The organism is Pseudomonas sp. MPB03 (assembly GCF_046605385.1).
GTDB classification, from domain to species: Bacteria; Pseudomonadota; Gammaproteobacteria; order Pseudomonadales; family Pseudomonadaceae; genus Aquipseudomonas; species Aquipseudomonas zanjanensis.
On sequence record NZ_CP176770.1, the window covers coordinates 467,351 to 479,775 of the forward strand.

A 12,425-nucleotide genomic window follows, 5' to 3' on the forward strand; every position below is an offset into this window, starting at 1 on the left:
TCTCCGGGTGCCACGCTCAGTAGACTTCCATGGACCCGGCGGCTTTTAGGCAGCAGCGGTCTGGACGTTCATGTGTACAAGGTAAGGTTATTTGACGCTTTTCTTTGTCAATATTTTGGCTGTTTTTCCGATCATTTTTGTTTGTGCCAAACTATTGACCTTCTGCTGGCCATCCTAAACAATTGCCAACGTAATGTCACATTGATATTTAAGCGGCGACCTGTTCTTTCAGTGCGTGTTCCTGCTCCTGTTTTGAACTTTCCGACATACGGTCATTCCGGTTGCCATCATCCGATGCAGCGCCACGTTTCGCTGTGATTCAAGACAAGAGTTCTGGGAATAATCCAACCATGCGTTCGCACCTGCTCAAGGCTTTACCCTTCGCCCTCGCCGCCAGTTTCGTACAAGCACAAACCTTGCCGCAGGCCATGCAACAGGCTTTGGATGTCCATCCTGAAATCCAGGCCGGCGTGAACAGTCGTCTCGCGGCGGATTACCAACTCAAGGCGGCCAAGGGCGGCTACCTGCCTAGAGTGGACCTTGCAGCCGGATATGGCCGCGAAGGCACCGACAGTGTCACCACCCGTTCGGGCGGTAATAACCATTGGGAAACCCTGAACCGCAGCGAATCGAGCCTGCGCTTGTCGCAAATGGTTTTTGACGGTTTTGCGACGTCCAGCGAAGTCGGGCGTCAACAAGCCACCGTCAATGCCCGTGCCTATTCGTTGCTGGACGCCTCCGAGCGCACCGGTTTGACAGTGGCCCAGGTTTACCTGGACGTGCTGACCCGTCGTGAGTTCGTGCGCCTGGCCGAGGAAAACCTCAAGAGCCATGAACGCATCTTCGACCAGATCAAGCTGCGCACTTCCCGTGGCGTGGGCAGCGGCGCTGACCTGGACCAGGCCGAAGCGCGCATGGCCCAGGCTCGCAACAACTTGATCACCGAACAAACCAACCTGGCCGATGCCGAGACCAACTACCTCAGCGCCGTCGGCCAACTGCCCGATCAACTGGAGCGTCCTGCCGATTTTCTGGCATTGCTGCCGGCCAACCTGACCGAAGCCCGCGCCCAGATGCTGGAAAACAGCCCGGTGCTGCGTTCGGCCGAAGCCGACATCGCTGCCGCCGAGCAACAGTATGAAGCCGCCAAATCGAGCTTCTACCCACGCTTCGACGCCGAGTTGGGTCGCACCGCCGACAACGACCTGGACGGCCAGAACGGTCACAACAATGAATGGCAAGCCATGCTGCGCATGCGTTTCAACCTGTATGCCGGTGGCAGCAACAAGGCCGACCTGGAATCCAAGTCGTACCTGTCCAACCAGGCCCTGGACATCCGCAACAACGCGCTGCGCCAGTTGAACGAAGAATTGGGCCTGGCCTGGAACGCCTTGAACAACGCCAATGCCCAGGTGCCGGTCGCCCAGCAATACGTGGACCGCAGCGCCAACGTGCGCACCGCCTACCAGAAGCAGTTCAGCCTCGGCGAACGCACGCTGCTCGACTTGCTCGACAGCGAAAACGAGCTGTTCAGCGCTTCCCGTCGCCTGGCGGAAATCAAGAATGTGCAGCTGTTCACCCAGTACCGGATCAAGGCAACCATGGGCCAGTTGTTGAAAAGCCAGGGTGTGGTCGCGCCGTTGGCATCGGTTGTGCAGAACGACGTGAAACCCAAGGTCCAGTTGCCTGGGATGAATTGAGTCCTACCAGCCGTTTTAATCAGTCAGAGTGCCGAGCGTGGAATCAGAAGTCAGTCCAGTCGAACTAGTTCATGACCCGCGCACGCTGCACGACGACCCGCTGCTGGACGGTCTGCTGGCGCTCTGCATGCTGCATCAGAAGCCGGCCAGCGCGGCGATGCTCACCACCGGCCTGCCGCTGCCCAAGCAACGGCTGAGCGTCGAATTATTGTCGCGCGCGGCAGCCCGTGCCGGTCTGCAAGGGCGGGTGTTGCAACGCAAGCTCGAGCAAATTCCGACCATCGCCATGCCGGCGCTGCTGCTGCTTAAAGACGGCCGCAGCGCCGTGCTGCTGGGCTGGGTCGGTGACGACCAGGCGCGATTGCTGCTCAGCGAAAGCGACGGCGGTGAGGTGACGGTCAGCCGCGAGCTGCTGGCCGATGACTACAGCGGCAAGGTGTTCTTCGCCCAACCGCAGCATAAATTTGACGTTAACCACGGCACGCTCATTCCCCGGGCGCGTTCGTGGTTTCGCGACACCCTCAAGCGCTCCCGTTGGCTGTACGCCGATGCCATCGCCGCCAGCCTGCTGATCAACATCATCGCCATGGCCGCGCCGCTGTTCGTGATGAACGTCTACGACCGCGTCGTGCCGAACCAGGCCGAATCGACCCTGTGGGTATTGGCCGTCGGCATCACCGGCGCCTATGTCTTCGACCTGATCCTCAAGATGCTGCGCAGCCTGTGCCTGGACCTGGCGGGCAAGAAAACCGACTTGATCATTTCGGCGACGCTGTTCGAGCGCATCGTCGGCATGGCCATGAAACACCGCCCGGCGCGGGTCGGCAGCTTTGCCCAGAACATCCATGAGTTCCAGAGCCTGCGGGACTTCCTCGCCTCGCTCACCCTCACCAGCCTGATCGACTTGCCGTTCACCCTGCTGATCTTCATGGTCATCGCGATTATCGGTGGGCACCTGGTGTGGATTCCGGTGCTGGCGTTCCCGATTGCCCTGCTGATCGGCTATGCCTTGCAGAAGCCATTGGTCGCGACCATGGAGCGCACCATGGCCCTGGGCGCCGAGCGCCAGTCGAGCCTGATCGAAACCCTGGCCGGCCTGGACGCGGTGAAGGTCAACAACGCCGAGAGCGAACGCCAGTACCAGTGGGAGCAGACCATCGGCACCCTCAGTCGCCTCGAACTGCGGGTGAAGATGCTGTCCGGCCTGGCGATGAACATCACCTTGCTGATCCAGCAATTGGCCGGGGTGATCATGATCGTCTTCGGGGTTTACCTGATCATCGCCGGCAACCTGAGCATGGGTGGGCTGGTGGCCTGCTACATGCTCAGCGGCCGCGCCCTCAGCCCGTTAGCCTCGCTGTCGGGCCTGCTGACCCGTTACCAGCAGGCGCGGGTGACCATGACCTCGGTCGACCAGATGATGGAGCTGCCCCAGGAGCGCAATTTCGACGAGCGCCCACTGAGTCGCAAGGTGTTGCAGGGCGCCGTTGAATGCCGGCAGTTGAACTTCACCTACCCGAACCAGCAGAACCCCGCGCTGAAGAACATCAACCTGGTGATCAAGCCGGGCGAGAAAATCGGCATCATCGGCCGCAGCGGCTCGGGCAAGAGTTCCCTGGCCAAGTTGCTGGTGGGCCTTTATCAGCCGGATGACGGCGCCTTGCTGGTGGACGGCGTGGACATCCGCCAGATCGACGTCAGCGAGCTGCGCTACAACATTGGCTACGTGCCCCAGGACATCCAATTGCTGGCCGGGACCCTGCGGGACAACCTGACCTCCGGTGCCCGTTACGTCGAAGACGAACTGGTGCTCCAGGCCGCTGAGCTGGCCGGCGTGCATGAGTTCGCCCGCCTGCATCCGCAAGGCTATGAACTGCAAGTTGGCGAGCGCGGGCAGAACCTGTCTGGTGGCCAACGCCAGAATGTCGCCCTGGCCCGTGCGTTGTTGCTCAACCCGCCGATCCTGCTGCTGGACGAACCCACCAGCGCCATGGACAACACCGGTGAAGAACGCTTGAAACAGCGCCTGGCCGCCGTGGTGGAAAACAAGACCGTGCTGCTGGTGACGCACCGGGCCTCCTTGCTGTCCCTGGTGGACCGCCTGCTGGTGATCGACCGTGGACAGATCCTCGCCGATGGCCCGAAAGCCGCCGTCATGGAAGCGTTGAAAAAGGGGCAGATCAGTGTTGCTTAAATCAGGTTTCAAGGGCGCTGTGGGTCGTTACTTCAAAGGTTCCGATTCACTGCATGGCCAACCGCTGCCCGAGGTCAACAAAGCCCTGATCGAGGACGCTCCCCGGGTGGTGCGCCTGACAATCTGGGGCATCATCGGCTTCTTTGTGTTCCTGGCGCTGTGGGCCAACTTCGCCGAGATCGACGAAGTGACCAAGGGCGACGGCAAGGCGATCCCCTCGTCCAAGATCCAGAAAATCCAGAACCTGGAAGGCGGCATCGTCGCTGAGCTGTTCGTGAAGGAAGGGCAAATTGTCGAAGCCGGCGCGTCGTTGATTCGCCTGGACGACACGCGGTTCGTCTCCAACGTCGGCGAAACCGAAGCGGATCGCCTGTCCATGCTGTTGCGGGTCGAACGCCTGAGTGCCGAGGTCGATGACCGGCCACTGAACTTCCCGGCCGATGTGCTCAAGGCGGTGCCGGGCCAGGCCGCCAGCGAAGAGTCGCTGTACATCAGCCGTCGCCAGCAATTGCATGATGAAATCGGTGGCTTGCAGGAGCAGTTGATCCAGCGCCAGCAGGAACTGCGTGAGTTCGTGTCCAAGCAGGCGCAGTACCGCTCCGGCCTGGCGCTGCAACGCCAGGAAATCAACATGTCCGAGCCGTTGGTGGCCCAAGGCGCGGTGTCGCCGGTGGAAGTGCTGCGGCTCAAGCGCGCCGAAGTCGAGACCCGCGGGCAACTGGACGCCACGACGCTGGCGATTCCTCGCGCCGAATCGGCGATCAAGGAAGTGCAGCGCAAGATCGACGAGACCCGCGGCAAGTTCCGCAGCGAAGCCCTGACCCAACTCAACGAAGCACGTACCGACCTGAACAAGGCCCAAGCCACCGGCAAGGCCTTGGAAGACCGCGTGAGCCGTACCCTGGTGACCTCGCCGGTGCGCGGCATTGTCAATAAACTGCTGGTGAACACCATCGGCGGCGTGATCCAGCCCGGCAGCGACCTGGTGGAAATCGTGCCGCTGGACGACACCCTCCTGGTGGAAGCGAAAATCCGTCCCCAGGACATCGCCTTCCTGCATCCTGGCCAGGACGCCACGGTTAAATTCACCGCGTACGACTACACCATCTACGGTGGGATGAAAGCCAAGCTGGAACAGATCGGCGCCGACACCATCACCGATGAAGACAAGAAGACCACCTACTACATCATCAAGCTGCGCACCGAACGCAGCCATCTGGGCACGCCTGAAAAGCCCTTGCTGATCATCCCTGGGATGGTGGCGTCGGTGGACATCATCACCGGCAAGAAAACCGTGCTCAGCTACCTGCTCAAGCCGATCATCAAGGCCCGGTCCGAGGCGTTGCACGAGCGGTAGCACCGAGTCGCCAGGTCCAGCGATATCTCTGTGGCGTTCCCGAAATCGTTGTGGGAGCGAGCTTGCTCGCGATAGCAGTGTGTCAGCGACAGATGCGTGTCTGACCTGACGCCATCGCGAGCAAGCTCGCTCCACAGGATTTACTGTTGATCAATTTATGATGTGATGATTTGGACGCTTTTGTGGCGAGGGAGCTTGCACCCGCTGGGTCGCGCAGCGGCCCCAAAAAGCGATGAGCGCTGCGCACTCAAGCGGGAGCAAGCTCCCTCGCCACAGGACCGTGGTGCTCCCGAAACCCTTGTGGGAGCGAGCTTGCTCGCGATAGCAATGTGTCAGCGACAGATGCGTGTCTGACCTGACGCCATCGCGAGCAAGCTCGCTCCACAGGATTTACTGTTGATCAATTTATGATGTGATGATTTGGACGCTTTTGTGGCGAGGGAGCTTGCTCCGCTGGGTCGCGCAGCGGCCTCAAAAAAGCGATGAGCGCTGCGCACTCGAGCGGGAGCAAGCTCCCTCGCCACAGGACCGTGGTGCTCCCGAAACCCTTGTGGGAGCGAGCTTGCTCGCGATAGCAGTGTGTCAGCGACAGATGCGTGTCTGACCTGACGCCATCGCGAGCAAGCTCGCTCCCACAGGATTTACTGTTGATCAATTTATGATGTGATGATTTGGACGCTTTTGTGGCGAGGGAGCTTGCTCCGCTGGGTCGCGCAGCGGCCCCAAAAAGCGATGAGCGCTGCGCACTCGAGCGGGAGCAAGCTCCCTCGCCACAGGACCGTGGTGCTCCCGAAACCCTTGTGGGAGCGAGCTTGCTCGCGATAGCAGTCTGTCAGCGACAGATACGTGTCTGACCTGACGCTATCGCGAGCAAGCTCGCTCCCCGGTGTCAGGCTAGTTGTCGCCTCTCCAAATTCCTAAAAGCATTTCGGGGGCGGCAAGAGTATGGTCATGCCTTTCTATTCACCTGAACGTAAAGCCGCGTTGCTGAAAATGATGCTTCCGCCCCTTAGTCTCTCTGCAAAGAGGTCGCGCGTCGTGAGGGTTGCAGCGATTTTTCTCTTTATCAATGGCGCAAACAAGCGGCTGCCCGAGGCTCACAATTGTCCGAAAAAAATCAACCGGTAGAGAACTGGTCAGCCGAGTCAAAACTGACAGCGGTCATCGAAACATCAGCACTATCGGAACTGGAAATGGGCGAATATTGCCGCCGAGTGGGCATTTTCCCTGAGCAGGTCGCCGCTTGGCGCAACGAGTTTATTGCTAACAGCACCCATCAGCCGACCGGTAGAAAGCTGATGCCGCGCAAGTGCGAGGGACAAGAAACGCATCCAACAACTGGAACGCGAACTGCGCCGCAAAGATGCCGCTCTCGCTGAAACGGCGGCTCTGCTGGTGCTGCGAAAAAAGCTCAATGCCTACTGGGGAAGCGACGACGAGGACAACTGACCTTGTTGCCAGAACGGTATTTGCTCGTGGGCTGGCTCAACGAAGCCATCACGGCGGGCGCCCGTAGGGCGCCTGCTTGTCAGGAAGTTGGCATTTCGCTCAGGACGCTGCAACGCTGGAGTTACCGTCCGAAATCCTCGCCGATGGCCGTACGACAACGATCAGGCCCATACCCGGTAATGCGCTCAGTGAACTGGAGCGCCAAACATCCTGGTACTGTGCAACAGCAAGGCCTATGCCCATCTGCCGCCAAGTCAGATCGTGCCGCAATTGGCAGACGAAGGGCGTTATCTCGCTTCGAAGGCCACCTTTTATCGGGTGCTCAAGGCTGCGGGCCAGCAGCAACACAGGTCACGAGCCAAGAGACCACAGCATCATGTGGCACCGACGACGTATGCCGCGACGTCGGCCAACCAGGTGTGGTCCTGGGACATTACCTATCTGCCCACGCCGATTCGCGGGCAGTTTTACTATCTCTACTTGATCGAAGATATCTACAGCCGCAAAGCCGTGGGCTGGGAAGTCTACGAAGCAGAAAGCGGAGAAAAGGCGGCGGCACTGCTGCAACGAAGCGTGAATCAGGAGAAGTGCTGGCAGCAGCCGTTGGTGCTCCACTCGGATAATGGCGCGCCCATGAAGTCGGTGACACTGCTGTCCAAAATGTACGATTTGGGCATTACGCCTTCGCGAGGACGACCTCGCGTCAGCAACGACAACCCTTATTCCGAGTCGTTGTTCAGAACATTGAAATACTGTCCGCAGTGGCCCTTGGGCGGGTTTGACAGTCTGGATGATGCGCGTGTCTGGGTTCGGGATTTTATGGTCTGGTACAACACCGTGCATCGTCATAGCAGAATCCGCTTCGTCACGCCGGCCCAGCGTCATGAAGGCAAGGACAATGAAATCCTCGCCCGCCGTGACACTGTTTACAGATTAGCTAGAGCGAAAAAACCTGGACGGTGGTCAGGAGAAACACGTAACTGGAGGCCAGTCGGGACGGTGTATCTGAACCCTGAAGAGAGCTTACTGTGATCGCAAAAGTGGCATAACAAAACGGTGACGCGACAACTACCTTGAAAAACGCCGGCTCCCACAGGATCAGAGTCGCTCCCACCGGTTCTGCCATATGGTTATGCATTTTTAGTATTTAAATTGCTGTTCTTATACCTTTAAAGTCATCCCCCTGCGTACCTGCCGACCAATCGGCGCGCCGCACGACACAAACCAACACGGTAACGCCGTGAGTTTTGATCGATTGCGCGCCCATTCAAGCGCGCCGTGCGTGGGAGTGATGTATGCCAGTCGTCTCTTTTTCTCCAGATTCAAATGCCGCGAACATCGCGCCGCAGTCGTTCGACATCCGTCCATTCCCCGATGCCGTAGGCGCCGAGATCGTTGGCCTGGACTTGTCCAGCCCCATCAACGACCAGGATTTCGCCCGCATCCACCGCGCCCACTTGGACTATCACGTCGTGGTGTTTCGCGACCAACGCATCACACCCGAACAGCACATTGCTTTCAGTCGTCGTTTTGGCGTGCTGCAGATCCATGTGCTCAAGCAATTCCTGCTGGCCGGGCATCCGGAAATCCTCATCGTTTCCAACATCATCGAAAACGGCCAATCCATCGGCCTGGGGGACGCCGGCAAGTTCTGGCATTCGGATCTTTCCTATAAAGAACTGCCCAGCCTCGGCTCGATGCTTCATGCCCAGGAGCTGCCGAGCGAAGGCGGCGATACGCTGTTCGCTGACATGCACAAGGCCTGGGACGGGTTGCCGGAAACGCTGCGCAAAGCGGTGGAGGGCCGTTCGGCGGCGCACTCCTACACGGCGCGCTACAGCGAGACCAAATTCGAAGGCAACTGGCGCCCGACGCTCACGCCTGAGCAACTGGCCCAGGTCGCCGAAGTCGTGCATCCCATCGTCCGCACCCATCCGGAAACCGGGCGCAAGGCGCTGTTCGTCAGCGAAGGCTTCACCACCCGCATCGTCGGCCTGCCGGAAGATGAAAGCAAAGCCATCCTGACGGATCTGTATGCCCACAGCGTGCTGCCGCAGAACATCTATCGCCATCAATGGCAGCCCCACGACTTGGTGTTCTGGGACAACCGCTCGCTGATTCACCTGGCCGCCGGTTGCCCGAGTCATCTGCGCCGCAAGCTGTACCGCACCACCATCCAGGGCGACGCCCCTTTCTGATCGGCTGCGCCTTGCGCACAAAGCCCGGAGAATCACCATGTCCACACGCATTGCTTTTGCCCCGCTGGCCGCCGCCATCGGCCTGGGGTTCAGTTTGCTGGCCGGCAGCCTCGTCGCGCCCGCCAGCGCCCACGCCGAGGGCGAGATTCGCATCGCCGAACAGTTCGGCATCGTTTACCTGTTGCTGAACGTGGTCCGCGACCAGCAATTGATCGAGAAGCATGGCAAGGAGGAGGGCATCGACATCAAGGTCGACTGGACCCAGCTATCAGGCGGCGCGGCTGTCAACGATGCGTTGCTGTCGGGTTCCATCGACATTGCCGGGGCTGGCGTCGGACCGCTGCTGACGGTCTGGGACCGCACCCGTGGCAAGCAGAACGTCAAGGCCGTGGCCTCCCTGGGCAACTTTCCCTATTACCTGTTGAGCAACAACCCGAACGTCAAGACCATCGCCGACTTCACCGAGAAGGACCGCATCGCGGTCCCCGCGGTGGGGGTGTCGGTGCAGTCGCGGTTCCTGCAATTCGCCGCCGCCAAGCAGTGGGGCGACAAGGACTTCAATCGCCTCGACAAGTACACCCTGGCCGTCCCGCACCCGGACGCCACGGCCGCGTTGATTGCCGGCGGCACCGAGTTGACCGGGCATTTTTCCAACCCGCCGTTCCAGGACCAGGCCCTGCAAAATCCCAACGTCCACGTCGTACTCAATTCCTATGACGTGCTCGGGCTGAATTCACCCACGGTGCTGTTCGCCACCGAGAAATTCCGCGATCAAAACCCGAAGACCTACAAGGCCTTCGTCGAGGCCCTGACCGAAGCGGCCGAGTTCGCCCAGAAGGACAAAGGCGCGGCGGCGGACACCTACCTGCGTGTGACCAAGGCCAAGATCGACCGGGCGACCTTGCTGAAGATCATCGACAACCCGCAGATCGAATTCACCGTCACCCCGAAAAACACCTACCCGCTGGCGGAGTTCCTCTACCGCGTCGGCGCCATCAAGCACAAACCGGCGTCGTGGGAAGATTATTTCTTCCAGGACGCCAAGCCGTTGCAGGGGAGCTGATCGTCATGAACGCGCCATTGCAAGGCCACGCGGCCAGCAACGCCACCTCCGCTGACACTGCGCTGCTGTCAGTGGACAACGTCAGCCTGGAATACCGCACCCCGCAGCGTGTGGTGCGGGCCACCCATCAAGTGAGTTTCGAGGTCGATCCGGCGGACCGCTTTGTACTGCTCGGCCCGTCCGGGTGCGGCAAGTCCACGCTGCTCAAGGCCATTGGTGGGTTTATCGCACCGTGCGAAGGTGAGATCCGCTTGCAAGGCCAAACCGTCAACGCGCCGGGCCCGGATCGCATCGTGGTGTTCCAGGAGTTCGACCAATTGCCGCCGTGGAAAACCGTCAAGCAGAACGTGATGTTCGCGCTGCTGGCGTCGGGCACGCTCAAGCGTCGCGAGGCCGAGGAGCGGGCGCTGCATTACCTCGACAAGGTCGGCCTGGCGGCGTTTGCCGATGCCTACCCCCACACCTTGTCCGGTGGCATGAAGGCCCGCGTCGCGATTGCCCGGGCGCTGGCGATGCAACCAAAAATCCTCTTGATGGACGAGCCCTTTGCCGCCCTCGATGCCCTGACACGACGCAAGATGCAGGAGGAATTGCTGCTGCTCTGGGAGGAGGTGCGTTTCACCCTGTTGTTCGTCACCCACTCCATTGAAGAGGCATTGGTGGTGGGCAATCGTATTTTGCTGTTGTCGCCGCACCCGGGACGGGTGAGGGCGGAAATCCACAGCCATCAATACGACCTGCACAGCCTCGGCGGCGTGGGTTTCCAGCACACGGCGCGACGGATTCATTCGTTGCTGTTCGAGCAAGGCCAGTTGCCGGACGCCGAGCGTGAGCTGGATTTCACCGACATCCGTATCGCGTATTAAGGAAAGCGTTTCATGAGCCAGTTATCGCCTGTGCGCGAAGAATACGAAGTCGACCTGCAACCTCTGACCCACGTGCCGCTGGAGCGGGAGTTGCCCCTGGGCCAGCGCCTCTGGCAACAGGGTTGGCTGCGTAAAGCGCTGATCCTGATTGTGCTGGCGGTTCTGTGGGAAGGAGTAGCCCGCTATCAAAATAACGACCTGCTGCTGCCGAGCTTTTTGCAGACCACCAGCGCTTTGTACGACGGAATGCTGAGTGGCGAGCTGCTGGGCAAAGTGTGGATTTCCCTGGTGGTGCTGCTCAAGGGTTATTTGCTGGGCATCCTCCTGGCGTTTGGCCTGACTACCCTGGCGGTGTCGACCCAGTTGGGCCGCGACCTGCTCAGCACCTTGACCTCGATGTTCAACCCGCTGCCGGCCATCGCCCTGTTGCCTTTGGCGCTGCTGTGGTTCGGCCTGGGGCAGAACAGCCTGATTTTCGTGCTGGTGCATTCGGTGCTGTGGGCGCTGGCGTTGAACATGTATGCGGGATTTCTTGGCGTGTCGGAAACGCTGCGCATGGCTGGGCGCAACTACGGGCTCAAGGGCCTGCGCTTTGTCTTGTTCATCCTGATCCCGGCGGCGCTGCCGTCGATCCTCGCCGGGTTGAAGATCGGCTGGGCGTTCGCCTGGCGCACCCTGATCGCCGCGGAGCTGGTGTTCGGTGCCACCAGCGGCAAGGGCGGCTTGGGTTGGTACATCTTCCAGAACCGTAACGAGCTGTACACCGACAAGGTGTTTGCCGGGTTGGCGGTGGTGATCCTCATCGGGTTGCTGGTGGAGAACCTGGTGTTCGACAGTTTGGAGCGGGTGACGGTGAAGCGTTGGGGGATGCAGCGGTGAGCCAGTGATACACCCTTGTGGCGAGGGAGCTTGCTCCCGCTCGGCTGCGCAGCAGTCGCAAAATCGGGCGATGCGGTGTGCCTGAAGGAATGCCGGGGGCCTGCTTCGCAGGCCAGCGGGAGCAAGCTCCCTCGCCACGGGGGTTGGGTTGCCTGGGCTGACGCCTTCGCGAGCAAGCTCGCTCCCACAGTTGATCGGTGTTGATCTCGATATTGAGTTCGACACAAAACCCTGTGGGAGCGAGCTTGCTCGCGATGGCAATCCTCAATTCACCACAGGTATGTCAGCCCGCCGCTTGAACCTCCAGCCGATCCATCGCCCGCTCCACCAACAGATGCACCCCATCGGCCATTCGACTGATCGCCAGGATCACGCTGCGGCGCGAACCGTCGACATCATCGGCCAGGTCGGCGGCGATGGCGCTGATGGACAGCAGGTCTTCGGAAGCATTGGCCAGCAAGGTTTCGGTGTCGATGTCTGGGGCGACCGTGAAGAGCTGGGCGGTTTGGGATTTGGCTGAGGATTTATCGGCAGGTTTGGGGTTGAGGTAGTAGTCGAGGGCGCGCTCGGCGGCTTCGTCGAGTTTTTTGGTTTTCGAGGATTTGTCGGCGGTGTTGCCAGGGCTTCCTGGCGGATTTGGCGTTACTTTGAACATGAGAGATACCCTAAACAGTAATTAGTTGGGAACCGTCACCGTCCGCTTGCACGCGAATGGGGTG

At 60.2% G+C, this 12,425-nt stretch carries 8 protein-coding genes and 1 pseudogene; 8 read left to right on the top strand and 1 reads right to left on the bottom strand.

Features of this window, described 5'->3' with window-relative positions; all coding sequences use genetic code 11:
• The first annotated feature begins 350 nt into the window (after positions 1-350).
• The 8 genes and pseudogenes from ACLH0I_RS01970 (at position 351) to ACLH0I_RS02005 (ending at position 11,706) form a co-directional block, all read left to right on the top strand.
• Positions 351-1,700 carry a TolC family outer membrane protein gene (locus ACLH0I_RS01970; protein WP_122565123.1) on the top strand — a complete coding sequence of 450 codons (1,350 nt, stop codon included), beginning with the start codon at positions 351-353 and terminating at the stop codon, positions 1,698-1,700.
• 37 nt (positions 1,701-1,737) lie between these two features.
• A complete protein-coding gene (locus ACLH0I_RS01975) occupies positions 1,738-3,894 on the top strand; it encodes a type I secretion system permease/ATPase (protein WP_186709500.1) in 2,157 nt (718 codons plus the stop codon).
• The gene (locus ACLH0I_RS01980; RefSeq protein ID WP_186709498.1) at positions 3,884-5,251 is read left to right on the top strand and encodes an HlyD family type I secretion periplasmic adaptor subunit; all 1,368 of its coding nucleotides are present in this window, start codon (positions 3,884-3,886) and stop codon (positions 5,249-5,251) included. Before ACLH0I_RS01975 ends, ACLH0I_RS01980 begins: the two co-directional genes overlap by 11 nt.
• Before the next feature lie 951 nt (positions 5,252-6,202).
• Positions 6,203-7,732, top strand: a pseudogene (locus ACLH0I_RS01985) (IS3 family transposase).
• A gap of 263 nt (positions 7,733-7,995) precedes the next feature.
• Positions 7,996-8,898 carry a TauD/TfdA dioxygenase family protein gene (locus ACLH0I_RS01990; RefSeq protein WP_411386150.1) on the top strand — a complete coding sequence of 301 codons (903 nt, stop codon included), beginning with the start codon at positions 7,996-7,998 and terminating at the stop codon, positions 8,896-8,898.
• 37 nt (positions 8,899-8,935) lie between these two features.
• Positions 8,936-9,961 (top strand): ABC transporter substrate-binding protein, encoded by a 1,026-nt coding sequence (locus ACLH0I_RS01995; RefSeq protein WP_411386151.1) that lies wholly within the window; start codon positions 8,936-8,938, stop codon positions 9,959-9,961.
• A gap of 5 nt (positions 9,962-9,966) precedes the next feature.
• Positions 9,967-10,827, top strand: a complete 861-nt coding sequence (locus ACLH0I_RS02000; RefSeq protein WP_411386152.1) for an ABC transporter ATP-binding protein — start codon at positions 9,967-9,969, stop codon at positions 10,825-10,827.
• A gap of 12 nt (positions 10,828-10,839) precedes the next feature.
• Positions 10,840-11,706: an ABC transporter permease gene (locus tag ACLH0I_RS02005; protein ID WP_411386153.1), complete on the top strand. Its 867-nt coding sequence runs from the start codon at positions 10,840-10,842 to the stop codon at positions 11,704-11,706.
• 283 nt (positions 11,707-11,989) lie between these two features.
• Here ACLH0I_RS02005 and ACLH0I_RS02010 read toward each other — a convergent pair whose 3' ends face one another.
• Positions 11,990-12,361, bottom strand: a complete 372-nt coding sequence (locus tag ACLH0I_RS02010) for a DUF6124 family protein (protein ID WP_411386154.1) — start codon at positions 12,359-12,361, stop codon at positions 11,990-11,992.
• Between the last annotated feature and the right edge of the window lie 64 nt (positions 12,362-12,425).

What these genes read in the sequence shown, in the direction of transcription:
- ACLH0I_RS01970 (WP_122565123.1), top strand. Translation starts at nt 351, where the DNA reads ATGCGTTCGCACCTGCTCAAGGCTTTACCCTTCGCCCTCGCCGCCAGT.
- ACLH0I_RS01990 (WP_411386150.1), top strand. Translation starts at nt 7,996, where the DNA reads ATGCCAGTCGTCTCTTTTTCTCCAGATTCAAATGCCGCGAACATCGCG.
- ACLH0I_RS01995 (WP_411386151.1), top strand. Translation starts at nt 8,936, where the DNA reads ATGTCCACACGCATTGCTTTTGCCCCGCTGGCCGCCGCCATCGGCCTG.
- ACLH0I_RS02000 (WP_411386152.1), top strand. Translation starts at nt 9,967, where the DNA reads ATGAACGCGCCATTGCAAGGCCACGCGGCCAGCAACGCCACCTCCGCT.
- ACLH0I_RS02005 (WP_411386153.1), top strand. Translation starts at nt 10,840, where the DNA reads ATGAGCCAGTTATCGCCTGTGCGCGAAGAATACGAAGTCGACCTGCAA.
- ACLH0I_RS02010 (WP_411386154.1), bottom strand. Translation starts at nt 12,361, where the DNA reads ATGTTCAAAGTAACGCCAAATCCGCCAGGAAGCCCTGGCAACACCGCC.